We start from the raw sequence: 24,444 nt of genomic DNA, 5'->3' as shown, positions 1-24,444 counted from the left end.
GGAACTCTGAGGGATAGGGCTTGGGCACTGTGACATCCTTCCAGGCCGCCCGCAGGCAAGCCAGAGTAGATGTCACCTACCGGTGCAGCAGACCCGTAGGTCCTTAGAAGCCTGAAAAGCATCATAGCCAAGAGCTCTATACCGACCTAGATGTGGCTTGGCGATCCACAGGATCCTCCAAGGGTTCTTTAGTCTGAAAGGACCGCACAACGTTTGCAGCTATCAACGCGCCGACGAGAAGGCCGAGGAGCGTCGACGTTGGACGGCCATTAGCGATGGGGGCGACGAATGAAGCCGCCATCAGCCCGGCAACCGTGGCCGCAAGGACAAGCTGCTTGGCCGGTGGTCTATCGAGCGACCGGACGACCGGGAAAATGCACACTACGACGAAAAGTATGAGTCCCACAGCACCCGTCTTGACGAGTAACCACAAGTAGTAATTGTGCGCGTAGTAAGGGGCCCGCTCGGCGGTGAAGCTCCCTGGTGGACCGTGTGCGGCTTTGTAGGCGTACCCGAAGCCGTGCCCCACCCCTGGAGAATCGGCGATTGCGGGGCGAAGGAAGACTCCTTCGGCAGTTTCACGGAATTGTGTCGACCCGTCCCGGCTCTGAACCGTAGGATCAAGACCGGTTAGAACACGATTCTGGAATCCTTCCACCTGGACATTCACCCATTGACCCGCGCTTGTCTGCTCAAGACTCGGTGCGGCGGCGTTCAGCAAGAGACCTCCGCAGACGAGCGTTGCCGCGAGCGCCATCGCTGTAGCGAACGCCTTGACACTCCGACTGGCAATTATCGCGAACAGGACAGCAACCCCGATCGCCAGAATGCTATTGCGGGAGAAGCCCAGAGTGACGATGAGGATAGCTGGAAATAGGTAAGACAGAGTTGCCACACTGAGCTTCGCGTGTCGACCGATTAGTAGGGCCACGACTATGCAGATCACAGCAACTGCAAGAAAGTTTGTTTGGGTGAGCAAGCGCGTGGCTTCACTCGAAGTGCCACTTGTATAGAGCGTTGCCTGCTCGCTGCGCCCTTCGAGGGGAAGGCCTGTGGCGCTAGATAGGACCATCATCGAAGCAGAGAACCAGAGAATCCAAGGTATTAGACGCATAGCTCGATCCGCTTTGGCGGACCCAAAGACGAGACCGCTGGTAATGACGGCGCAAATGAGCCAGACAAGTGGTCGCACATCAGTCACGATCTCGCCCAAGGGGTTGTTGCTCAGCAACCCGACCGAGACGCCCAACGCTAGTATTGCGAAGAGAAGAAGGCCGGACCGAAGCACGGCTTTGCGTTGTGGGGGGCGAAGAGTGGCCACTGCCCAGAACGTAGCCACCAGTAGCGTAGGTTCGTAGGCTGCGAAGCTGATCGAGCTGACACTGAAGTTCGTAGGGACCGCAGAAGGGAATGCAGTGAATGCAAGAATCATGGTGGCATAGAGCGCAACTGCCGGCAGTCTCAGCAGAGTTAAGACTGCCGCTAGCGCGAGGATGATCCCCAGGCTGAGGGCAGGACCTGCGGCAACTACCAGGCAGAATGTCAGGACTGTCGCGGCTATCACCATCGGCCAACCCGCCGCTATCCCCTTCATGGCCTCGAGCTGGTTCGGGAGTCGCGTCACCGCGAGCGACTCGTTCCCTGCGAGATCAGCCCGCGGAGCTGTTCAATTCGCGATTCCTGTTCGACGAGCTTTTTATCTTTTAACAACTCCATTCTTTCGGCTAGAGCTTTTCGATTCCTAAGTGCCTCAGTGACACGTTCCGAGAGTTCCCCTGATGTCGGCTCAGCAGCGACGTACAACGCGGCGTCCCCGAAATAGGATCTCAGGTCACCCATATCGCTCGTGATGAGTGGAAGCCCTCGCTCAATGGCTTCGTAGCCTGCGCGTTGCATCGTAAATGGACGGTTTGTCAGACCGACGACGACACCAGCGCTAGAAAGTAGCTCTTCGTAGCGCTCTCGGCTTACGAATCCGGGGAACTCTACATTCGATGGCGCCCGCTTTTTCAGTTCCTCAGGAGCCCGACCGGTCAAGACGAACGTTGTGTCGGATGCCAACCTTGCCGCTCCGATTATCTGGTCAATTGGCTCGTCATTCGCGTACGTGACGGGAAAGAGCGCGTAGCTACCGGGATCGCCCGCTTCTAGGTCCCCGAGTGGATCGTGCAACTCCAGGACTTCCGACAGACCGAACTGCCGGCATCGCGCTGCCAGCGAGTCATTCGTGACGACAGCCGTTACATCGTTCGCACGCATTCGCTTCATCGTGAAAGGTAGGAATCGTCGCCATTTGGGATCTTCAAACACGCCCGTGTGGAGATCAGCGATCACATTCTTCACCCGCCCACTCTTCTTGAGGGAGATGCACGCCAACAGAGCGGGCAGGGGTGGCATCATCACTACTACCGTGTCGTAGTTGTTGACGGCAACGGTGTGAATGGTCTTGCGGTACTGCCGGAGATAGCGAAGGGCAAGGTTCCCTTTTTCCTCGATGAAGACGGCATCCGCTCCTACGCGCTCTGCGATTGCAGCGCTGCGCCCGTGGTACCCGAGCCATGAGACGACGACGGTTGGGTTGTGTTCCTCACTCATGGACGCGCTCCCCGGCTAGTGTTTCAGATGTTATTTCTGGCACTTGAAGTACTTTTAACAGCCCTCGACGCTCGAACTCCTTCGCGATCTGCAACTGATGGCTGTCCACGTGCTCATTATGTGTAGCGCGACGTGGAACCGCGATAACCTCGGCACCGGACTCGAGAAGAGCGATGAGCGACCCGACGCCCGCATGTGAGATCACGACGTCTGCAGCGTGGACCTCCCGCGCAAATGCAGCGCCGTCGAGGTGTTCATACACGGTACCGCGCGATGGTCGCGCAGTAGTGACACCTGTCTGCCACACAATTTCCGCATCTGGCGGGAGGTGTTGGTCGAGCGCTTCCACTAGTGCACCGAATTCGTAGGGTCGAATCGTGCCGAGCGTGACGAAGAAGCGCTTTGCTTCGGCAAGATGACGTTGGGATTCCACTGGTTCGAAAGTGTCTAGGATCGAGAACTCCTGCCTCCATCCGCGGCGCGTACGGCCCCAGGTGTGCTGGGAGAATCTCGTCACGCCTGGCATCCGCTCGAGGATAAGTCCAGATAGGGAAGGCCCTTCGACCCGCGACACCGACTCAATGTAGACGGGTCGGCTTCCGGACAGTGCGAGATGCGGATGGCTCGCGAGTGCGATACCCGCCCCAGTGCTGACTACGACATCAAAGTCTTCTTCTTTGAGAATCCCCCGGATGGTCCGAGACGCTTTGAATATCTGCTTCCAGCCACGAGGTGGAATGTAGTCGACATACTCGACACGCTTGCCGTCGAGCAGCGAGATTGACTGTGGATTCTCGAAGGTCACCCATTTGGAGTCTGAGGCAGGCTCCGCCGATCTCGATAAGCGATGGAGCTGAGCGAGGTGGCCACCGGTTGAGGCCACAAGAAGCGCCTTTTTTCCGTGTAGAAGGCTATTTAGCACTTCCATTTAAGATACTGCTCCTTTATCCGGAGGCATTACCCGCCTGCTACTGAGGGAATTGCCGGGGGTTGCCGTAGAGGTTTCGGGCTCCGAACCGAACCTTGCGGCACGGTGGTTCAAACGTAACCCACGCAGACGAGTGGCGCGAAGTTGAAGTGACTGGTGAACCTAAGATCTTCTCGACTTGGTAATGCAAGCCGACGGGGGATCGAGAACCATCCACGTCGAGTACTAGCGTCGAGAAGGGCTCTCACAGAAGTATGATCGGCGGAACTTAGGTGTGTGCCAGCGACGCTCACTAGGACAGATACGAGTTGAGCATCTCAAACTGGTCTGCCGCGGAGAAACCCGTGGCCTCGAGTTTATCGAGGTGCAATGCGCTATGCGTGGGTCGTGGGGCGGCCATATCATTCCCCGCGAAAAAGTCTGCGGTCGTGACCGATTTCACACTAGTTGACTCGCGACCGGTCAATTCAAACACCCTTTTTGCTACATCTGACCAGCTCACGACATCTCCAGAGTTGGTCACGTTATAGGTCCCGAATTTCGCGCCACTCGTGAGGAGATGGTCAATGGCTCGTGCAATCTCCGATGCGAAGGTGAGCCTGCCGAATTGGTCGTCGACGACTGAGGGGCTGATTCCCCGGTCTGCCAGCGATGCCATAGTGTGTACAAAATTTTTGCCTTCACCGATGACCCATGACGTTCGCAGAATGTAGTGCCGTCGGGTTGTGCTCACGGCGTGGTCACCTGCGGCTTTGGACTGGCCGTAAACCCCGAGTGGGGTGAAGGGCTCGTTTTCGCTGTGCACGTCAATTGTCCCGTCGAAGACGTAATCCGTGGAGATGTGCACCAACGTCAGGTTGTGCTCTGAGGCCAGTCGCGCCAGATGAGATGGCCCCGCAGCGTTTGCGGACCAAGCTTGAGCGCGTCCTACGGCCGTTTCCGCCTCATCCACAGCTGTGTACGCAGCCGCATTCACGATGGTGCGGTAAGCCTGCCAGTTGATGGCCTCGAGCGTCTCCGGTCGCGCCAAATCGACAACGTCGCGCCCGATAAACTCCACGTCCGTTCGTCCAGACCACAGCTCAGTCAAAGCTCGGCCGAGTTGACCCTTTGCGCCGATGACCAGTGTCTTGAGAGGGGGCATCGGTGTGACGTTCTCGAGTCTTGGATGGGCGAGGTCCTTCTGGGACAGTTCACCATCGTCCAGGTCCAATGGCCACGGAATGGAGGCTGTCTCGTCTGCCAGGTTCAGGAAGGTGTACTCGCTCTGCGCCTCCGCTGACCAATGGTCATTGACGAGATATGTGTAGGCAGTGTTCTCTTCCAGAGCTTGGAAAGCATTGCCGACGCCGCGCGGAACGAAGACTGCCACGGATGGATCGATTTCGCACCAGTAGGTTGCTCCGAATGAGTCGCCCTCCCTCAAGTCAACCCAAGCGCCGAAAACGCGGCCCGTGGCCACGGAAATGTACTTGTCCCACGGCTCGCCGTGAATGCCTCGGGTGACTCCTAGTGAGGCGTTGAAGGAGATGTTGTTCTGGACTGGGCCAAAGTCTGGAAGACCGAGAGCGAGCATCTTCTGACGCTGCCAATTCTCCTTGAACCAACCCCGATTGTCTCCGTGGAGTGGAAGGTCGATCACCTTGAAGCCGGGGATGGGGGTCTCTCGGACGGACAGGGTCTTAGGCGTGGGCGATTGAGTCATGTCGTGGACGCTTCCGTTCAGCTCTGGCGGGGTCAATGGCCTGTGTTCGCGTACTTGGCCTCTGCGGCAGCTTTCTGCTCTCGCCACCAGGATTCGTTGTTGCGATACCACTCGATCGTGTCCCTGAGGCCTGCTTCGAAGTCAGTAAACTCCGGCCTCCAGGCGAGCTCATCTCGAAGTTTGCTGGCATCGATCGCATACCGAAGGTCATGTCCTGGACGGTCCGCAACATGGTCGTAGGCATCGGCGTCCTCTCCCATTTCGGAGAGGATGGCTCGGATGACCTCCATATTGCTCTTTTCACCGTCTGCGCCGATGAGATATGTCTCGCCCGTGTTCCCGTGCTCGAGGATTCTGAGGACTGCAGAAGAGTGGTCGTCAGCGTGGATCCAGTCACGGACATTTTTCCCTTGGCCGTAGAGCCGAGGGCGCACGTCGTCGATGATGTTGGTGATCTGACGGGGGATGAACTTCTCGACGTGTTGCCGTGGTCCATAGTTGTTGGAGCAGTTTGAGATGGTCGCTTCCAGCCCGAATGACCTGACCCACGCGCGCACCAATAAGTCCGAGCCAGCTTTGGTGGAGGAGTACGGTGACGACGGGTTGTACGGCGTCTCCGCCGTGAACTTAGCGGGATCATCAAGAGGCAAGTCCCCGTAGACCTCGTCGGTGGAGATGTGGTGGAAGCGGGTCCCATGGAGTCGCGCCGCCTCAAGCAGCGTGTACGTCCCTACGACGTTGGTTTGGAGGAAGGGCGAGGGGTCAATCAATGAGTTGTCATTGTGTGTCTCGGCAGCATAGTGGACCACTGCATCCGCCGTAGCTACGAGGTCTCCTACGAGACTGGCGTCATTGATGTCCCCGACAACCAATTCAACCCGATCAGAGGGCAGATCCTGAAGTGAGGACTCTGAACTTGCATAGGTGAGCTTATCGAGGACGACCACGCGATGACTGGTGTGATTTACGACGTAGTGGACGAAGCTCGAACCTATGAATCCGGCACCGCCGGTGACCAATAGTGTGCTCATGTTATCCACCCTAAGGTGCTTGAGGAGGGTTCTAGGTCCAACACATCGTCGACGGACCGAAGTAGCATGTGATCGTTGGTGGTGAAAGCAATTTTTGGGGGAAGCAAGCGACATGACGCGCAAAGGCATAATACTCGCGGGAGGTTCCGGAACCCGACTGCACCCAGTGACGAGGGGCGTTTCGAAGCAGCTTCTGCCGGTGTACGACAAGCCTATGATCTACCACCCAATATCGGTGCTGATGTTGGCGGGTATTCGTGAGATTTTGATCATCTCGACTCCCGAAGATATGCCGCAATACAAGAAGCTGCTCGGTACCGGTGAAGATTTTGGAATCCACCTCGAGTACGCGGTGCAGCCGAGTCCTGACGGATTGGCGCAGGCATTTCTCATCGGAGAAGAGTTCATCGGAGACGACCCGGTCTGCCTCGTCCTCGGCGACAACATCTTCCATGGGCAGCACTTCTCCGAACAGCTGAGTCGAGCTTCCGCCCGGAAATCCGGCGCCACAGTTTTCGGGTACCTCGTCAAGGACCCGGAGCGCTTCGGTGTTGTCGAGTTCGATCAGCATGGTCGGGCCTTGTCGATCGAAGAGAAGCCCACCTCACCCAAGTCGCCCTACGCGGTGACAGGGCTGTACTTCTACGACAATGACGTGGTTGAGATTGCTAAAGGTGTGGAGCCCTCCGCTCGGGGAGAGCTTGAAATCACCAGCGTCAACAATGCCTACCTGGAGCGAGGCGAACTCACCGTGGAACGCCTTGGGCGAGGGTTCGCCTGGCTGGACACCGGTACGCACGACAGCCTGATCGAGGCGGGGCAGTACGTTCAAACGGTCGAGCACCGGCAGGGGCTCAAGATCGCCTGCTTGGAAGAGATCGGATGGCAACAGGGCTGGCTGACTCGTGACCAGTTGCGGGCCGCAGGAGAAGCGCTGAAAAAGACCGATTATGGACAGTATCTGATCGAGCGTGCTGACGGGCCGACCTTCTGACACCTGGTCGCTGTGGTGGCGACCGCTAGGTGTATCATCATCCAAGCGTGGGGCAGTATCCCTAACACTGTGCTCGTCAGCACGTGGGGCATCGTCGCCTCGCCGGACACAGAGGCCTGGATCCAGGCGGAGAGACTCGCGATGACATCGCTGTACCCTCTGTCGCGAAAGGCTCCTCCATGGAGATCTCCCCCCTGATCTGGACCGTCACGCTGGCGCTGATCATCGGCCTGCTGCTCTTTGACTTCGTCTTCCACGTGCGCAAAGCCCACACCCCCACCATCAAAGAGGCCGCCCTCTGGTCCGCCTTCTACGTGGGTGTCGCGTTGCTGTTCGGGCTCGGCTTCTTCGCCCTGGGCCACCCGGAGATGGCCACCGAGTACTACGCCGGCTACGTCACCGAGAAGGCGCTCTCGGTGGACAACCTGTTCGTCTTCCTGGTCATCATCGGCAGCTTCAATGTGCCTCGCGAATACCAGCAGAAGGTGCTGCTCTTCGGCATCGTGTTCGCGCTGATCGCGCGCAGCGGGTTCATCTTCATCGGCGCCGGGCTGATCAACCTCTGGAGCGATGTCTTCTACCTCTTCGGCATCATCCTGCTGATGACCGCGGGCCAGCTGCTCAAGAAGGAGCTCGCCGGGGACACCGGGGGAGACGAGGCGAACAACTTCTTCATCCGCTTCGCCCGCAAGCATCTGAACACCACCGAGGAATACCACGGGGACAAGATCACCACCACGGTGAACGGCAAGCGTATGTTCACTCCCATGCTGCTGGTGATGCTCGCCATCGGCGGCACCGACCTGCTCTTTGCGGTGGACTCGATCCCGGCCATCTACGGGCTCACCCAGGAGCCGTTCATCGTCTTTGCCGCCACCGCGTTCTCCCTGATGGGTCTGCGTCAGCTCTACTTCCTCATCGACGGCCTGCTGGACCGGCTCATCTACCTCTCCTACGGCCTGGCCCTCATCCTGGGCTTCATCGGCGTCAAGCTGATGATCCACGCCCTGCACGAGAACAACCTGTTCTTCATCAACGATGGCGAAGACGTCTCCGTGGTGGAGATCGAGACCGGCTTCTCGCTGCTGGTGATCGTGGGCGTGCTGATCTTCACCGTGGTCTCCTCCCTGCTGGCCCCCAAGGGCCGGGCGCTGCGGGCCATCCAGAACGCCGAGAAGTACTCCCAGCGCTACGTGGACCTCTCCGAGAAGGCCCCCGAGGACCGTGAGTTCAATCTGATCCACACCGCAGAGAAGTACGACTACTGGGCCGCGAAGGTCGCGAAGGTCCCGGAGAAGTACCAGGCGGACCTGATCGAGCACCGTGGCCAGTACCTCGCTCTGCTGGAGAAGGCGCGCGGGCTGCGCTCCGGCGTCCGCTGAGCCTCGGTTCCGAGGCCTGCCACGCACACTGGCCGGGCCCGCTGACGTGACGTCAGCCGGGCCTGGCCACCTGCGTGTCGCTCAGGTGCGTTTCAGCAGCTCAGCGAAGACCCGGGCGCCGTCGTCGCCCAGGCCGTCGTGGTGAAACTCGGAGGTCTCCCACACGCTGATCCCGCCGACCAGGTCCGCGGTCTCCCAGGAGAGCTCCCGCGCGACATACACGTCATCGGTGTAGAGCGCCGCGGCGGTGGGGACCCGGTTGCGGCGCAGCTGCGTCAGGTCATAGAGCGGCTCCCAGTCCTCGACTGCGGCCAGCAGATCCGCGACCTCCACCAGGTCGTGGAGGGTCGGGTCCAGGAGCAGGTGCTCGCGCAGGATCATCTCGCCCAGCAGCAGGGGAGAGGCGCCCGCGGCGTCGAACTCGGGGAACTCAGCACCCACTCGCTGCGCCGCCCAGCCGGTGGCGGCCCGCCCTTCGGTCAGCTCCGCGGGCTGGCCGTAGATGGACTCATGCATCACCGCGTACATCGGGTTCCCCGCGAAGGAGAGCTGCTGCCCCACGGTGGCCAGGAACGTGTCTGAGAGCGCGGTCTGGTCCGGACCGGTGAACGCCTCCTGGAGCAAGTAGTGCAGCGAGTCGGCTCGGGTGTTGCCGCCCAACAGCATCCCCACCAGCTGGAGTCGGGCGGGGGTCAGCGCAGAGCCGTCGAGCAGTGCCACCTGGTGGGCGCGCAGGTGCGCGAAGACCGCATCGAGGATCTCGCGGTCCTGCGGGAACCGGGCGAAGTGCTCATAGTTCCGCGCCCGCATCTTGGGGTAGGTGGCGCGATAGACCCGGTCCGCGTGGCCCTGCAGCGGGGCCAGCCCTCCGGTGATCAACGCCCGGTCCAGGGACTCCGGAGCGAAGGAGAGGTAGCTCAGTGTGGCGAACCCGCCGAAGCTCTGCCCCAGCACGCTCCAGGACCTCAGGCCCAGCGCACGCCGGAACGCCTCCGCATCCTTGACGATCGAATCGGCGCGGAAATGGCGCATATGTGCGGCCTGGGCAGCCGGGTCGCCCTTGGCGGCGAGGGAGTCCCGGGTGAGCGGCGCGGAGAGTCCGGTGCCGCGCTGATCCAGCATCAGGATCCGGAAGGCGGCTCCGGCCTCGCTCATCCACCCGCCGAGCTTCGCCGGACGGCTGCCCTTCCCGCCGGGCCCACCCTGCAGGAACAGCAGCCACGGAAGTGACTCCACGTGCTCCCGACCCTGCCGGACGGCCTCTGCGGCGACGAACTCTCGGGCGTAGAGGCTGATCGTTTCGCCCTCGGCCGCCGCGTGATCCAGCGGGGCCTGGTGGTCCCGCGGCACCTGGTGGTCCAGCGGCACACCGAGCCGATGATCGGTGATCTGGGTGCCGTCGATCAGCGTGGACCGGGTGCCGGCGGTCTCGGTCCGGGCGGGCCTCACCCCAGTTCGCCGACCCGGTCCATGATCACCACGGGCGCCCCGGTCTCATCCGAGGCGGTGAGGTCGATCCAGGCGTGGATGCCCCAGTCGTGGTGGCCTTCCGGGTCATCCAAGACCTGCACGGCCCGCCAATACCGGCGCTCCGGGTCCGGAGTGTCCTTCGGGGCCACCTCGATCCGGACCAGGGACGGCCCGCGGGACTGCGCATCGGTGTAGAGGTCCTCGTAGGCGTTGAAGTAGCCGTCCAGCGCCTGGCCCCAGCGGTCCTTGTCCCAGCCGTGCTCGGCGTCGAGCTCTGCCAGCTTCGCCTCCTTCTCCTGCGCGAAGAGTTCCGCGCGCAGGAACAGCGCGTTGCGCACCATGACCTTGAAGGCCCGCGGATTGGACGTGACCCGATCCGGGTGGTCCAGCGCGGAGATGTCGGCCTCCATGGCGGCGAGCTCGGCCAGCTTCTCCGGGTCATCGCCGGCCTGCAGCCGCTCCCATTCCTCCAGCAGCGAGCTGTCGGTCTGCCGCACCACTTCGCCCAGCCAGGCCAGCAGGTCCTCGAGCTCCTCGGTGAGCCGGTTCTCCGGGACCGTCTGCTTCAGCGCCTTATAGGCGTCGCTGAGGTAGCGCAGCAACACCCCCTCGGAGCGGGCGATCTGGTAGTGATTGACCATCGTGGTGAAATCGAAGGCGCGCTCGAGCATGTCCCGGACCACCGATTTCGGCTGCAGCGCGTGGTCCGAGACCCAGGGCGCTCCGGTCCGGTAGATCTCGAACTGCTGGGTCAGCAGCTCGGCGAGCGGCTGCGGGTGGGTGAGCTCGTCGAGGATCCGCATCCGGTCCACATAGTCCACCCCCTCGGCCTTGAGCTCGCCGATCTTCTCCGACTTCAGCTGCTTCACCTGCGCGCCGGTGATCTGGTGCGGGGTCTCCAGGATGGACTCGATCACGCTGATCACGTCGTGGGCGTAGGACTCGGACTCGGTGTCCAGCAGCTCCACCGCGGCCACGGCGAAGGGGGCCAGCGGCTGGTTCAGCGCGAAGTTGTCCTGCAGGTCCAGCGTCAGGTCCACGGTGCGGCCGTCTTCATCGGGGCGTTCCAGACGCTCCAGCACCCCGGCGGTGAGCAGCTCGCGCAGGATCTGCAGCGCTTGGCGCTGCAGCTGGGCCTTCCGGGCCGGGGTCTCATCCGCGGCCAGGATCATCCGGCGCATCGCCCGGATCGGGTCCTCCGGCCGTTCCAGCAGGTGCAGCATCATCGAGTAGCTGACCTTCATCCGGGAGACCATCGGCTCCGGGGTCGCGGCGATGATCCGCTCGAAGGTCTTGTCGCTCCAGGAGACGAAGCCCTCGCGGGGCTTCTTCTTCCCGGCCGAGCGGATCGCCTGCGAGACCTTCTTCTCATCATCGCCGTGCTTGGCGCGGGCCTTCTCGATGGACGCGTTGTTCTCGATCACGTGCTCCGGCGCCTGGACCACCACGGTGCCGTGGGTGTCATACCCGGCCCGGCCGGCGCGACCGGCGATCTGATGGAACTCACGGGCGTTGAGCTGCCGGGTGCGGGTGCCGTCATACTTGCTCAGCGCGGTCAGCAGCACCGTGCGGATCGGCACGTTGATCCCGACGCCGAGGGTGTCGGTGCCGCAGATGACCTTCAGCAGACCCTGCTGGGCGAGCTGCTCCACCAGCCGGCGGTACTTGGGCAGCATGCCCGCGTGGTGGACCCCGATCCCGGCGCGCAGCAGCCGGTTCAGCGTCTTGCCGAAGCCCTTGGCGAAGCGGAAGGTCTCCAGCTTCACCCGGATCAGCTCGCGCTCCTCCTTGGAGACCACATTGAGCGAGGCCAGACCGACGGCGCGCTCGGCCGCCTCCCGCTGCGAGAAGTGCACCACATAGACCGGGGCCTGATGTGTGCTGACCAGCTCCTCGAGCTTGGTCTGCAGCGCGGTGGTGGAGTACTCGTAGCTCAGCGGCACCGGGCGCTCGGCGCTGGAGACAGTGACGACGTCGCGTCCGGTCCCTTCGCTGAGCCGGGCCTCGAACCGGGAGGTGTCCCCGAGGGTGGCGGACATCAGCAGGAACTGCGCCCGGCTTCCGGCGGCGCCGCGGCCCGCGGTGCCCGGTTCGGCACGTCCGGTGAGCTCCAGCAGCGGGACCTGCCAGGCCCAGCCGCGCTGCGGATCGGCGTAGAAGTGGAACTCGTCCATGATCACCGGGCCGACGTTCGCGTCGCGGCCGTCGCGCAGCGCCTCATTGGCGAGGATCTCCGCGGTGCAGCACACGATCGGTGCTGCCGCGTTGACCGAGGAGTCACCGGTGACCATGCCGACGTTCTCGGCCCCGAAGATCTCCACCAGGGAGAAGAACTTCTCCGAGACCAGCGCCTTGATCGGGGCGGTGTAGACGCTGCGCTCCCCGCGGGAGAGCGCGAAGAAGTGCGCGGCGGTGGCCACCAGGGACTTGCCGGAGCCGGTGGGGGTGGCCATGATCACGTGCTGGCCGTCGGCCAGCTCCAGGATGGCGTCCTGCTGGGCAGGGTAGAGCGTGAGCCCCTGCGCCTGGGTCCAGGATTCGAAGGCCGCATAGAGCTCCTCCGGCTCGGCGGGGCCTGCGGTCTCGGCGGAGCTTTCCAGCTTGTGCAGCCGCTTGGACGGGCTGAGGGCGGTCACCGCGCTCACCAGCCGCGTTCCCGCCATGCGGGGAGCGAGGCACGTTCCGCGCCCAGCGTGGTGGGGTCACCGTGGCCCGGGTGGATGATCGTGTCATCCTCGTACTCGGCGAAGAGCCGAGCCTCCACGTCATCGATGAGGGAGCTGAAGTCCTCTTTCCCCCAGGTCTTGCCGACCCCGCCGGGGAAGAGCGAGTCTCCGGTGAAGATATGCGTGGGGCCGTCTTCCACCCGGTAGACGAAGGCCACGGACCCGGGGGTGTGGCCGCGCAGGTGGATCACGTTGAGCGCGATGCCGTCATAGGACAGGCTCTCGCCGTGGCTCAGCCGCCGGTCAATGGTGACGTTCTTCTCGGCCTCGATGGTGCCGGCGTCCTCGGCACCCGCCGCGGATTCCGGGCGGGAGGAGATTCCGGCGCCGGATCCGCTGGCGGGGGAGCCGAGCAGCTCCTCCAGGGCCCGGATGTGATCCCAGTGCGAGTGCGTGGTGAGCACCGCGGAGAGCTCCAGCGGGCAGGGCGTGTCCTGGGCGGCTTCAGCGAGCAGGCCCCGGATGGCCCCGGCGTCGTCGGCGGCATCGATCAGCACCTGGACCCCCGACTTCTTGGCGGTGAGCAGATACACGTTGTTGCTCATCTCGGAGACCGAGATGCGGCGCAGCGTGATCGCAGGGAGATCGTAGAGCAGAGAACTGTCAGAGGCCATAGGGGTCAGTCTATGGTCTGGCGACTCCGCGGGGCCACGAAGCGGACGGACCCGGGGGCGTGGGCCTTCTGCGGGGTGGGGTTCAGGATTCCGGCGGAAGCCAGCGCGTCTTCGAGGTGCTCGGCGGTGCTGACGATCGGGTACGCGCCGGCGGCTTCCAGCTCTCCGGCCGGGGCGTAGCCCCAGCGCACCCCGATGCAGCGCAGTCCGTGGTCTGCGGCGCCGTCCACGTCGAAGATCCGGTCACCGACCATGACCACCGAGGCCTCGGGGGAGGTCTCCGCGAGCGGACCGGCTGCGGGGTCCAGGCCGATAGCTTCCAGTGCGGCGCCCAGGATCGGGCCCTTCCCGGCGTGCGGGATCGACTCGTCCTCCGGGGAGCCGTGCACCGCGGCGAAGTGCTCGCGGATGCCCTGGATCTCCAGCAGCCGCTCGGCCAGACCGGTGGGCTTGGAGGTGGCCACCGCGCAGACCACGCCGGCCGTGTTGAGCGTGCCCAGCAGCTTCTCGATCCCGGGGTATACCCGGCTGGCCGCCATTCCCTCGGCCAGGTAGCGCTGCCGGTACTCCTCCACGATGGAGGGGATCAGTGTCTCGGTGACCCCGGGCAGGCTGGCCAGCGAGGTGGCCAGCGGCGGGCCCACGAAGGAGTCCAGCACCTCCTGGTCCGGGATCTCGATGCCGTGGACGTTCAGTGCATGCACGATGCCCAGGGTGATCGCTCCCGCCGGATCCACCAGGGTGCCGTCGAGATCGAAGAGCACCGCCCGGGTATCGGGTGCTGCCACGGCGCTCTCGGCGGGGCGGACGGCGGCGGATGCGGTGGGGGAGTCAGAGTTCACCGCGTCATTCTGACACGGGCCGGTGTGGCGCCGGCGTCGTCGTGATGAACGCCACCCTGCGTTGAGGGGCGGATTCTCCGAACAGTTGGGCCCGAGAACCGCATGAGATGCCCGGAGAATCAGCCCCTCGACGAAACGGCGGCACCCACCCCGCTCTCGCTTCGAACGTTTGTTCGAACCCGTCAGGGGTTCTACACTGAACGACGTGTCAGAACGAGCCGCCGAAACAGCCATCATCGAATCCGTCGACGACTATTACGCCGAGGGTGCGCGAGAGAAGTCCGCCGCCAACGGCACGATCGGCCGTGCCGAGGCCGACCGGATCGTGGTCCAGGGGGCGCGCGAGCACAACCTCAAGGACGTCACCGTCGAGCTGCCGCGCAACTCGTTCATCGTGTTCACCGGCCTCTCCGGCTCCGGCAAGTCCTCGCTCGCGTTCGACACGATCTTCGCCGAGGGCCAGCGCCGCTATGTCGAATCGCTCTCCGCCTACGCCCGCCAGTTCCTCGGCCGGGTGGACAAGCCCGACATCGACTTCATCGAAGGCCTCTCCCCGGCGGTCTCCATCGATCAGAAGTCCACCTCCAAGAACCCCCGCTCCACCGTGGGCACGGTCACCGAGATCCACGACTACCTGCGCCTGCTCTGGGCCCGGATCGGGATCCCGCACTGCCCCACCTGCGGGGAGAAGATCGAACGCCAGACCCCGCAGCAGATCGTCGACCAGGTCCTGGGATTCCCCGAGAAGACCCGGTTCCAGGTGCTGGCCCCGGTGGTCCGCGGCCGCAAGGGCGAGTTCAAGGACCTGTTCCGCGACCTCGCCTCCGAGGGCTTCTCCCGCGCCATCGTCGACGGGGAGATCATCCAGCTCAGCGAGCCGCCCACGCTGGAGAAGACCTATAAGCATCAGATCGAGGTGGTCATCGACCGCCTGGTGATCCGCGAGGGCATGCGCCAGCGGCTCACCGACTCGGTGGAGACCGCCCTGAAGCTCGCCGACGGGCGCCTGGTCATCGACCTGGTCGACCTCGACGAGGACGGCGAACCCACCAACGATCGGGTGCCCGAAGGCCTGAAGGGCCCCAAGCAGCGGCCCTTCTCCGAGAACCTGGCCTGCCCGAACGAGCACCCGCTCGCGCTGGACGAGATCGAGCCGCGCTCCTTCTCCTTCAACAACCCCTTCGGCGCCTGCGAGGTCTGCTCCGGCATCGGCTCCAGCCTCGAGGTGGACATCGACCTGGTCATCCCCGATGACACGCTCTCCCTCGAAGGCGGCGCCATCGCGCCCTGGGCGCTGGGCAAGGCGTCCAAGGACTACTGGCTCCGGCTGATCACCGCGCTGTCCAAGGAACTGGACTTCTCGGTGCGCACCCCCTGGAAGGACCTGCCCAAGAAGGCGCAGAAGGCGCTGCTGCACGGGCGCAACCACAAGGTCGTGGTGCAGTACCGCAACCGCTTCGGTCGGGAACGCACCTACTCCACCGGTTTCGAAGGCGTGCTCTCCTACATCTCGCGCAAGCACCTCGAGGTGGAGTCCGACAACGCCCGGGACCGCTACGCGCAGTACATGCGCCAGGTCCCCTGCCCGGCCTGCAACGGCCAGCGGCTGAACCCGGCCGCGCTCGCGGTCACCGTCCAAGGCGCCTCCATCGCGGAGATCGCCCGGCTCCCGCTGGACAAGTGCGCCGAGTTCTTCTCCACCGTGGAGCTCTCCAGCCGTGACGCCGCCATCGCCGACCAGGTGCTCAAAGAGATCCTGGCCCGGCTGAACTTCCTGCTCGACGTCGGCCTGAGCTACCTGAACCTGGAGCGCGCCGCCGGCACGCTCTCCGGCGGCGAGGCCCAGCGGATCCGGCTCGCCACCCAGATCGGCTCCGGCCTGGTCGGGGTGCTCTACGTCCTGGACGAGCCCTCCATCGGGCTGCACCAGCGCGACAACGCCCGGCTGATCCAGACCCTCACCCGGCTGCGCGACCTCGGCAACACCCTGATCGTGGTGGAGCACGACGAGGACACCATCGCCGAGGCCGACTGGATCGTGGACATCGGCCCCGGCGCCGGTGAGCGCGGCGGCGAGATCGTGCACTCCGGCTCCGTCCAGGGCCTGCGCGAGAACACCCACTCGATCACCGGCGACTACCTCTCCGGACGGCGCAGCATCCCGGTCCCGACCAACCGCCGCCCGGTGGACAAGACCCGGATGCTCAAGGTCATCGAGGCCCAGGAGAACAACCTGGACAAGGTCTCGGTGGAGATCCCGCTGGGGATCTTCCTCTCGGTCACCGGGGTCTCCGGGTCGGGCAAGTCCACGCTGATCAACGAGATCCTCTACAAGTCCCTGGCGAACAAGCTCAACGGCGCCAAGCAGGTCCCCGGTCGGCACCGCCGGATCGACGGGATCGACGATCACCTGGACAAGGTGATCCATGTGGACCAGTCACCGATCGGGCGCACCCCGCGCTCCAACCCGGCCACCTACACCGGGGTCTTCGACCACGTCCGCAAGCTCTTCGCCCAGGCCCCGGAGTCCAAGACCCGCGGCTACCAGCCGGGCAGGTTCTCCTTCAACATCAAGGGCGGCCGCTGCGAATCCTGTTCCGGCGACGGCACGCTGAAGATCGAGATGAACTTCCTGCCCGACGTCTACGTGCCCTGCGAGGTCTGCCACGGTGCCCGGTACAACCGCGAGACCCTCGAGGTGAAGTACAAGAACAAGAACATCGCCGAGGTCCTCGACATGCCGATCGAGGAGGCCGCGGAGTTCTTCGCAGCCTTCGCCCCGATCGCCCGGCACCTCAACACCCTGGTCGAGGTCGGCCTGGGCTATGTGCGGCTCGGCCAGTCCGCCACCACGCTCTCCGGCGGTGAGGCCCAGCGGGTGAAGCTCGCCTCCGAGCTGCAGCGCCGCTCCAACGGGCGCAGCGTGTATGTGCTGGACGAGCCCACCACCGGGCTGCACTTCGAAGACATCCGCAAGCTGCTCCAGGTGCTCCAGGGACTGGTGGAGAAGGGCAACAGCGTGATCACCATCGAGCACAACCTCGACGTGATCAAGTCCTCGGACTGGGTGATCGACCTCGGGCCCGAGGGCGGCAGCGGCGGCGGGCTCGTCGTCGCGCAGGGCACCCCGGAGAAGGTCGCCGCCACGGCGGAGAAGACCGGCTCCCACACGGGCGCATTCCTTGCCGCACTGCTAAAGTGAGTGGGCCAGTTCACAGACCGGCACCCACGTCATCACGCAGGACAACGACGCTGATCAGCGAGTAAGCGGAGGCACATCAGGTGAGCACCACCCCCGAGGCGCAGGGTTCCGAGCGGGTCGCCACCAATGATGCCGTCCGCAAGACCTTCGAGATCGCCGTGAAGCTCTCCTGCCGCCCGGTGATCACCGGTTTGGAGAACACCCCGGCCGAGGGCGGGTTCATCGTCGCGTCGAACCACCTGTCCTTCCTGGACTCCGTGCTGATCCAGGCGCTGTTCCCACGCACCGTGAGCTTCTTCGCCAAGGCCGAGTACTTCAACCAGACCGGGGTGAAGGGCCGCGCCATGAAGCTGTTCTTCGAATCCGTGGGCTCGGTCCCGGTGGAGCGGCAGCGCCAGTCCGCCTCGGTGGAGGCGCTCTTCGAGCTGGGCTCGATCGCCCAGGCCGGCCACGGCGTCGGAATCTACCCCGAGGGCACCCGCAGCCGCGACGGCCGGCTCTACCGCGGCAAGAACGGCGTCGGCTGGCTCGCGGTGGCCACCGGTCTGCCCATCGTCCCGGTCGGGCTGCGCGGCACCGAGGCGCTGCAGAAGCCGGACTCCCGGATGATCCGGCCCACCAAGTTCGAGATGCACGTGGGGGAGCCGCTGCAGTTCGAGCAGCTGGGCAAGAAGCACCCGCTGCCCGCCCGCCGGGCCGCCACCGAGCAGATCATGGACGCCATCGCCGCGCTCAGCGGCCAGGAACGGGTGGCCCGGTACAACGCGCCGCCCGCCGAGGCCGATGGCTGACCCCACCACCTACCGCCCGCGCACCGGAGAGATCCCCACCACCCCCGGGGTCTACCGCTTCATCGACCCGCATGGCCGTGTGGTCTATGTCGGCAAGGCCAAGAACTTGCGCGCCCGGCTGAACTCCTACTTCGCCCGGGTTGCCACGCTGCACCCGAAGACCTACGCCATGGTCCACGCCGCCTCCAGCGTGGAATGGACCGTGGTCGGCTCCGAGCTGGAAGCGATCCAGCTGGAATACACCTGGATCAAGCAGCACACCCCGCGGTTCAACATCATGTACCGCGACGACAAGTCCTACCCCTACCTCGCGGTCACCATGAACGAGAAGTACCCGCGGGTCCAGGTGATGCGGGGGGACAAGAAGCCCGGAGTGAAGTACTTCGGCCCGTTCTACCCGGCCAAGGCGATCCGCGAGACCGTGGACACCATGCTGCGGGTCTTCCCGGTGCGCAGCTGCTCCGCCGGGGTGTTCAAGCGCGCCAAGGCCTCCGGCCGACCCTGCCTGCTGGGCTATATCGGCAAATGCGCCGCGCCCTGCGTCGGGGAGATCAGCGAGGAGGACCACCGGAAGCTCGCCGAGGAGTTCTGCGAGGTGATGGCCGGGCGCCCCGGCCCACAGGTGCGCCGGATCGAGAACGAGATGAAGGCCGCTGTGGCCGAGCTGCGCTATGAGGACGCCGGCCGGCACCGCGACGACCTCGAAGCCATCCGCCGGGTGTTCGAACGCAACTCCGTGGTGCTCTCCGAGGACACCGAGGCCGATATCTTCGCCTTCGCCGAGGATGAGCTCGAGGCCGCCGCCCAGGTCTTCCACGTCCGGCAGGGCCGGATCCGCGGCCAGCGCGGCTGGGTGGTGGAGAAGGTCGAGGACACCGACGCCGGCGCGATGGTCGAGCAGCTGCTGATGCAGGTCTACGGCTCCATGGCGGACACCGAACGTATCCCGCCCGAGGTGTTGGTCCCGGCGCTGCCGGACAACGCCGAGGAGATGACCGCCTGGCTGCGCCAGCTGCGCAGCGACTCCGGTGAGGGCCGGGCGCAGATCAGCCTGCGCGTGCCCCAGCGCGGGGACAAGGCCGCCCTGCTGGGCACCGTGCAGGAGAACGCCTCCCAGGCGCTGGCGCTGCACAAGGCCCGGCGCAACTCCGACATCACCACCCGCTCGGCGGCGCTGCGCGACCTGCAGGAGGCGCTCGGCGCGGCCGAGCCGCTGCTGCGCATCGAATGCTTCGACATCTCGCACACCTCCGGCACCAACGTGGTCGCCTCGATGGTGGTGCTCGAGGACGGGCTCGCCAAGAAGCGCGACTACCGGCGGTTCTCGGTCAAGGGCGACGCCGCCCGGGATGACACCTCGGCGATGTACGACGTGATCAGCCGCCGCTTCGCCCGGCACCTGAAGGACCAGGCCCGGTCCGAGGCCGCAGTGCCCGAGCTTGCTGAGGGTGTGGGGGCTGAGGCTGCAGTGACTGAGGCTCCGGTGACCGAGGCTGCAGAACTCGCGGCGGGGGAGACCAAGGACTCCACCGTGGTCGAGCGTGAGGCCGAACGCTTCGCCTACCCGCCCAGCCTGGTCGTGGTCGACGGCGGCCAGCCGCAGGTCAACGTGGCCCGGCAGGCGCTGGATGACCTCGGGATCACCGACCTGCCCGTCGTCGGACTGGCCAAGCGGCTCGAGGAGGTCTGGCTGCCCGGGGACGACTTCCCGCTGGTGCTCCCGCGCTCCTCCGAGGCGCTCTACATGCTGCAGCGGATCCGCGACGAGGCCCACCGCTTCGCCATCGCCTACCACCGCTCCAAGCGGTCCAAGGCGATGACCGCCTCGGCGCTCGATGAGGTGCCGGGCCTGGGGCCGGCCCGCCGCGCCGCCGTCGTCGCGCACTTCGGCTCGGTGGCGAACCTGAAGAAGGCCACCCTGGAGGAGATCATCGAGGTCCCTGGCCTGGGCCGCGACACCGCGACCAAGATCCTGGATCATCTGCGCGCCGAGGCCGCCGCGCCGGCGCCGGAACCCGCCGGTGCGGCGGCGAAAGACCCAGTCTGAACTCCGGTCTGAACCCCGGCCTGAACCAGAGCTTCACCCTTGTCATACCGGGCAGATAAGCTCTGAGACATGGATGTTGGTCTGACCCCGGTGAAGCCGCCCGAGAACGAACTGTTGATTGTCACCGGCATGTCCGGTGCCGGCCGCACCACGGCCGCCCACGCCCTGGAGGACCTGGGCTGGTACGTGGTGGAAGGTCTCCCGCCGGAGCTGATCACCACGATGATCGACATCATCTCCCGGCACCCCGGATCCATGGAGAAGCTCGCCGTGGTGATCGACGTGCGCACCCGCGCGCTGTTCTCCGACATGCTCGGCGCCCTCCAGCAGCTCAAGGCCACCGGGGTGACCTACCGGATGCTGTTCCTGGACTCCTCCGACGCGCTGCTGGTCCGCCGCTTCGAGCAGGGCCGCCGCCCGCACCCGCTGCAGGGCTCGGGCCGGATCCTCGACGGGATCACCGCCGAGCGCGATCTGCTCAAGGAGGTCAAGGCCGCCGCGGAGATCGTGCTCGACACCACCGACCTCAATGTCCACGGCCTGGCCAAGGAGATCACCGAGATCTTCAACGCGGACGGCCCGGTCCAGCTCCGGCTCAACGTGATGAGCTTCGGCTTCAAATACGGGGTCCCCGCCGATGCCAACTTCATCGCCGATATGCGCTTCATCCCCAACCCGCACTGGGTGCCCGAGCTGCGCCCCTACACCGGCCTGGACGCCCAGGTCAGCGAGTACGTGCTGGGCAATGAGGGCACCGGAGACTTCCTGAAGAACTACGTGGAATCGCTGCGCCCGGTGATCGAGGGCTACCGGCGGGAGAACAAGCACTACGCCAACATCTCGGTGGGCTGCACCGGCGGCAAGCACCGCTCCGTGGCGGTCTCCGAAGAGCTGGCCCGCCGGCTGGGCCAGCTGCCCAACGTCACGGTGAACACCATCCACCGTGATCTGGGACGTGAGTAGTCGTGACCCAGATCGGTCCGCCGCCCGCGGGCGGCTCCTCTCGCGGCTCCTCCCGCGGCTCGTTCCGGGTCTCCGCCCTGGGCGGGGGCCACGGGCTCTCCGTCACGCTCTCCGCTCTGCGGGTCATCGCCGCTGAGCACCTGACCGCCATCGTCACCGTGGCCGACGACGGCGGCTCCTCCGGCCGCCTGCGCGAAGACATGGACGTGCTGCCCCCCGGGGACCTGCGGATGGCGCTGGCCGCGCTGTGCGACGACACCGAATGGGGCCGCACCTGGGCCCAGGTGATGCAGCACCGGTTCCGCTCCCGCGAGGGGGTCACCGGCAGCCTGGATGACCATGCGATGGGCAACCTGCTCATCGTCGCGCTCTGGGAGCTCATCGGCGACTCCGTGGAGGGTCTGCGCTGGGCCGGGACGCTGCTCGGCGCCCGCGGCCAGGTGCTGCCGATGTCCCGGCAGCCGCTGACCATGTCCGGCGTCGTGGAACCCCTGCAGGGCCCGGACGGGTTCGAGCCGCCGGCCAACAGCGGGGATCGGCTCTCCTCCCAGGTCGCCCTGGCCAAGGCCGGGAGCCTCGGGCGGCTGCGCGACGTCGCGCTGCACCCGGCCGAGGCCGCGGCCTGCGCCGAGGCGCTCACCGCCATCGAGCTCAGTGACTGGGTGGTGTTAGGTCCTGGCTCCTGGTACACCTCGGTGCTGCCGCATCTGCTGCTGCCGCAGCTCCGGGACGCGCTCTATGAGACCGAGGCCCGGCGGTGTATCGTGATGAACCTCACACCGCACACCGACGAGACGGCGGGCATGAGTCCCGCCGAACACCTGCGAGTCCTACATCACTACGCCCCAGGAATGCACGTTCACCGCATCATCGCGGATCCCACCTCGGTGCCGGTCCAGGAGCGCGCGGAGTTCGCCCAGGCGGCCGAGCTGCTCGGCGCTGAGGTGCGCTATCACGACGTCGCCAAGGCGGGGCAGCCCGAGGTCCACGACCCGCTGCGGCTGGCCATCGCCTTCAGCGAGGTCTTCAGCGACTGAGCCGGAGCCCCCGGGGTATTGGGTACGATGACCGAGCTGCATCAGACGAAGACCAGAGGACAACACATATGGCGCTGACCGAGTCGGTCAAAGAAGAGCTCTCCCGCCAACACGTCAAGACCACATCCGAGCGCAAGGCCGAGGTCTCGGCCATGCTCCGCTTCGCCGGGGGACTGCACATCATCTCTGGTCGGATCGTGATCGAGGCCGAGCTGGACCATGCCGCCACGGCGCGACGGCTCAAGACCACCGTCACCGAGGTCTACGGACACAACCCCGAGGTCATCGTGGTCTCCGGCAACGGACTCAAGCGCGGCTCCCGCTACGTGGTGCGTGTGGTCCGCGACGGCGAGGCGCTGGCCCGCCAGACCGGGCTGCTCGACGCCCGCGGCCGCCCGGTGCGCGGCCTGCCCTCCGTCGTGGTCAACGGGTCCATGGCCGATGCGGTCTCCGCCTGGCGCGGCGCCTTCCTGGCTCACGGCTCGCTCACCGAACCCGGACGCTCCTCCTCCCTGGAGGTCACCTGCCCCGGCCCCGAGGCGGCGCTGGCCCTGGTCGGCTCCGCGCGCCGGCTCGGCATCCCGGCCAAGGCCCGCGAGGTGCGCAGCGTGGACCGCGTCGTCATCCGCGACGGGGACTCCATCGCGAAGCTGCTCACCCTGATGGGGGCGCATCAGACCCTGCTGGTCTGGGAGGAGCGCCGGATGCGCAAAGAGGTCCGCGCCACCGCCAACCGGCTGGCCAACTTCGACGACGCCAACCTGCGCCGCTCGGCCCAGGCCGCCGTCGCCGCCGGCGCCCGGGTGCAGCGCGCCCTGGAGATCCTCGGCAAGGACGCCCCGCCGCATCTGAAGTACGCCGGAGAGCTCCGACTGGCGCATAAGCAGGCCTCGCTGGACGAGCTGGGCCGGCTCGCGGACCCGCCGATGACCAAGGACGCCATCGCCGGGCGGATCCGCCGGCTGCTGGCCATGGCGGACAAGCAGGCCTCCGAGCTGAAGATCCCCGGCACCGAGTCCAGCGTCACCCCGGACATGCTCGAGAGCTGAGCTGCGGCCCGCAGGAGTTTCTCCTGTGGTGAACACTGCACGTCACGGGCGTCATCCCTCTTTCTGGTGTGGAACTCACCGCATAGGATGAGGACCGAGCCGAGGTGCAGCTGGCCTCGACGAATCCCCGTGTCTAGGAGGACATTTTGACTGACTTCACGCTTCCTGAATTGGACTACGACTACTCCGCGCTCGAGCCGCACATCTCGGCCCGCATCATGGAGCTGCACCACTCCAAGCACCACCAGACCTACGTCACCGGCGCGAACACCGCGCTGGAGAAGCTGGCCGAGGCTCGTGAGAAGGGCGACTACGCCACGACTCCAAAGCTGCTCAAGGACCTGCAGTTCAACCTCGGCGGACACACCAACCACTCGATCTTCTGGAAGAACCTCTCCCCGGAGGGCCAGGAGCGGCCCGAGGGCGAGCTGGCAGCCGCCATCGACGAGTACTTCGGCTCCTTCGAGGCCTTCCAGGCCCAGTTCACCTCCGCCGCGCTGACCATCCAGGGCTCCGGCTGGGCGATCCTTGCCTACGAGCCCATCGGCGGCAACGTGGTCATCGAGCAGTTCTACGACCAGCAGAACGGCGTGCCCGTGGGCACCATCCCGCTGCTGATGCTGGACATGTGGGAGCACGCCTTCTACCTGGACTACCAGAACGTCAAGCCCGACTACGTGAAGGCGTTCTGGAACATCATCAACTGGACCGACGTCGCCGCACGTCTGGAGGCCGCCCGCACGGGCGCCGCCAAGCTGCTCACTCCCTGAGCTTCCCGGCGCTCAGGCGCTGAGACTCCCGGACCCTTGCGGGACCGGTAGTCCGCCCAGGGAGAACCGGCCCCTCAATGTTGGGGCCAGCCCGGGCGACATGGTTGAATGATGTACAAGAAAACTGAAAATCACGTTCTGCAGACAGCCTGATGGACAACGATGTTGTTGGGGGTCAGCGGTTCGACTACGGTCGAGCTGCTGATCCCCAACGTGTGTCTAAGGGCCTTTTTCCCTGGTTTCCAAGCGCCAGGGCGGACTGCGCAAGAACGGCTCCAAGGCCCGCAGGAACTGCGGT

General features: G+C 65.1%; 18 protein-coding genes. 9 read left to right on the top strand and 9 right to left on the bottom strand.

Features of this window, described 5'->3' with window-relative positions; all coding sequences use genetic code 11:
* Positions 1–136: 136 nt before the first annotated feature.
* From EV640_RS13005 to rfbB, 5 genes are all read right to left on the bottom strand, one after another.
* Positions 137–1,624 (bottom strand): O-antigen ligase family protein, encoded by a 1,488-nt coding sequence (locus EV640_RS13005; protein ID WP_133726656.1) that lies wholly within the window; start codon positions 1,622–1,624, stop codon positions 137–139.
* The gene (locus EV640_RS13000; RefSeq protein ID WP_133726655.1) at positions 1,621–2,595 is read right to left on the bottom strand and encodes a glycosyltransferase; all 975 of its coding nucleotides are present in this window, start codon (positions 2,593–2,595) and stop codon (positions 1,621–1,623) included. The genes EV640_RS13005 and EV640_RS13000 overlap by 4 nt, the downstream gene beginning before the upstream one ends.
* The gene (locus EV640_RS12995) at positions 2,588–3,400 is read right to left on the bottom strand and encodes a glycosyltransferase (RefSeq protein WP_166645927.1); all 813 of its coding nucleotides are present in this window, start codon (positions 3,398–3,400) and stop codon (positions 2,588–2,590) included. The genes EV640_RS13000 and EV640_RS12995 overlap by 8 nt, the downstream gene beginning before the upstream one ends.
* A gap of 415 nt (positions 3,401–3,815) precedes the next feature.
* Entirely contained in the window at positions 3,816–5,228 is a 1,413-nt protein-coding gene (locus EV640_RS12990; RefSeq protein WP_133726653.1) for a sugar nucleotide-binding protein, read from the bottom strand.
* A 32-nt stretch (positions 5,229–5,260) separates the two neighbouring features.
* The gene (rfbB, locus tag EV640_RS12985; RefSeq protein ID WP_133726652.1) at positions 5,261–6,259 is read right to left on the bottom strand and encodes a dTDP-glucose 4,6-dehydratase; all 999 of its coding nucleotides are present in this window, start codon (positions 6,257–6,259) and stop codon (positions 5,261–5,263) included.
* 112 nt (positions 6,260–6,371) lie between these two features.
* Here rfbB and rfbA point away from each other — a divergent pair, with 112 nt between their 5' ends.
* Together rfbA and EV640_RS12975 are read left to right on the top strand one after the other, a co-directional pair.
* Entirely contained in the window at positions 6,372–7,253 is an 882-nt protein-coding gene (rfbA, locus tag EV640_RS12980; RefSeq protein WP_133726651.1) for a glucose-1-phosphate thymidylyltransferase RfbA, read from the top strand.
* Between the two features lie 179 nt (positions 7,254–7,432).
* Positions 7,433–8,635: a TerC family protein gene (locus EV640_RS12975; RefSeq protein WP_133726650.1), complete on the top strand. Its 1,203-nt coding sequence runs from the start codon at positions 7,433–7,435 to the stop codon at positions 8,633–8,635.
* Positions 8,636–8,716: 81 nt separating this feature from the next.
* On the opposite strand, the gene EV640_RS12970 is transcribed toward EV640_RS12975, so the two are convergent.
* The 4 genes from EV640_RS12970 to EV640_RS12955 are packed head-to-tail and all read right to left on the bottom strand — an operon-like array spanning position 8,717 to position 14,287.
* Positions 8,717–10,084 carry an alpha/beta fold hydrolase gene (locus EV640_RS12970; RefSeq protein WP_133726649.1) on the bottom strand — a complete coding sequence of 456 codons (1,368 nt, stop codon included), beginning with the start codon at positions 10,082–10,084 and terminating at the stop codon, positions 8,717–8,719.
* On the bottom strand, positions 10,081–12,768 hold the full coding sequence (locus EV640_RS12965) for a DEAD/DEAH box helicase (RefSeq protein WP_133726648.1): 2,688 nt from the start codon (positions 12,766–12,768) through the stop codon (positions 10,081–10,083). Before EV640_RS12965 ends, EV640_RS12970 begins: the two co-directional genes overlap by 4 nt.
* Complete coding sequence (locus EV640_RS12960; protein ID WP_133726647.1) at positions 12,747–13,445, bottom strand: MBL fold metallo-hydrolase; 699 nt, start codon at positions 13,443–13,445, stop codon at positions 12,747–12,749. Before EV640_RS12960 ends, EV640_RS12965 begins: the two co-directional genes overlap by 22 nt.
* 5 nt (positions 13,446–13,450) lie before the next feature.
* The gene (locus tag EV640_RS12955; RefSeq protein WP_166645926.1) at positions 13,451–14,287 is read right to left on the bottom strand and encodes an HAD hydrolase-like protein; all 837 of its coding nucleotides are present in this window, start codon (positions 14,285–14,287) and stop codon (positions 13,451–13,453) included.
* 298 nt (positions 14,288–14,585) lie between these two features.
* Between EV640_RS12955 and uvrA the strand changes: the two genes are divergently transcribed.
* The 7 genes from uvrA (at position 14,586) to EV640_RS12920 (ending at position 24,146) form a co-directional block, all read left to right on the top strand.
* Entirely contained in the window at positions 14,586–17,489 is a 2,904-nt protein-coding gene (gene uvrA, locus EV640_RS12950; RefSeq protein ID WP_243832332.1) for an excinuclease ABC subunit UvrA, read from the top strand.
* A gap of 80 nt (positions 17,490–17,569) precedes the next feature.
* Complete coding sequence (locus EV640_RS12945) at positions 17,570–18,280, top strand: lysophospholipid acyltransferase family protein (RefSeq protein ID WP_051501039.1); 711 nt, start codon at positions 17,570–17,572, stop codon at positions 18,278–18,280.
* Positions 18,273–20,327: an excinuclease ABC subunit UvrC gene (gene uvrC / locus EV640_RS12940; protein ID WP_133726645.1), complete on the top strand. Its 2,055-nt coding sequence runs from the start codon at positions 18,273–18,275 to the stop codon at positions 20,325–20,327. The genes EV640_RS12945 and uvrC overlap by 8 nt, the downstream gene beginning before the upstream one ends.
* 69 nt (positions 20,328–20,396) lie before the next feature.
* Positions 20,397–21,290, top strand: a complete 894-nt coding sequence (rapZ, locus tag EV640_RS12935; RefSeq protein ID WP_133726644.1) for an RNase adapter RapZ — start codon at positions 20,397–20,399, stop codon at positions 21,288–21,290.
* 2 nt (positions 21,291–21,292) lie between these two features.
* Positions 21,293–22,327, top strand: coding sequence for a gluconeogenesis factor YvcK family protein (locus EV640_RS12930; RefSeq protein WP_133726643.1), 1,035 nt, complete (start codon positions 21,293–21,295; stop codon positions 22,325–22,327).
* A gap of 68 nt (positions 22,328–22,395) precedes the next feature.
* Positions 22,396–23,376: a DNA-binding protein WhiA gene (whiA, locus tag EV640_RS12925; protein WP_133726642.1), complete on the top strand. Its 981-nt coding sequence runs from the start codon at positions 22,396–22,398 to the stop codon at positions 23,374–23,376.
* A gap of 146 nt (positions 23,377–23,522) precedes the next feature.
* The gene (locus EV640_RS12920) at positions 23,523–24,146 is read left to right on the top strand and encodes a superoxide dismutase (protein WP_036474729.1); all 624 of its coding nucleotides are present in this window, start codon (positions 23,523–23,525) and stop codon (positions 24,144–24,146) included.
* The last annotated feature ends 298 nt before the right edge of the window (positions 24,147–24,444 follow it).

Source organism: Nesterenkonia aurantiaca (genome assembly GCF_004364585.1).
Taxonomy (GTDB): domain Bacteria; phylum Actinomycetota; class Actinomycetes; order Actinomycetales; family Micrococcaceae; genus Nesterenkonia; species Nesterenkonia aurantiaca.
Note: the sequence above shows the minus strand (reverse complement) of the source record. Positions and strands in the feature narration are given on the sequence as shown.

Bases quoted from the DNA above. Each gene is read 5' to 3' on its own strand.
- EV640_RS12990 (WP_133726653.1), bottom strand. From the start codon at position 5,228: ATGACTCAATCGCCCACGCCTAAGACCCTGTCCGTCCGAGAGACCCCC.
- EV640_RS12960 (WP_133726647.1), bottom strand. From the start codon at position 13,445: ATGGCCTCTGACAGTTCTCTGCTCTACGATCTCCCTGCGATCACGCTG.
- EV640_RS12965 (WP_133726648.1), bottom strand. From the start codon at position 12,768: ATGGCGGGAACGCGGCTGGTGAGCGCGGTGACCGCCCTCAGCCCGTCC.
- uvrC (WP_133726645.1), top strand. From the start codon at position 18,273: ATGGCTGACCCCACCACCTACCGCCCGCGCACCGGAGAGATCCCCACC.
- whiA (WP_133726642.1), top strand. From the start codon at position 22,396: ATGGCGCTGACCGAGTCGGTCAAAGAAGAGCTCTCCCGCCAACACGTC.
- rfbA (WP_133726651.1), top strand. From the start codon at position 6,372: ATGACGCGCAAAGGCATAATACTCGCGGGAGGTTCCGGAACCCGACTG.
- EV640_RS12975 (WP_133726650.1), top strand. From the start codon at position 7,433: ATGGAGATCTCCCCCCTGATCTGGACCGTCACGCTGGCGCTGATCATC.
- rfbB (WP_133726652.1), bottom strand. From the start codon at position 6,259: ATGAGCACACTATTGGTCACCGGCGGTGCCGGATTCATAGGTTCGAGC.
- EV640_RS13000 (WP_133726655.1), bottom strand. From the start codon at position 2,595: ATGAGTGAGGAACACAACCCAACCGTCGTCGTCTCATGGCTCGGGTAC.
- rapZ (WP_133726644.1), top strand. From the start codon at position 20,397: ATGGATGTTGGTCTGACCCCGGTGAAGCCGCCCGAGAACGAACTGTTG.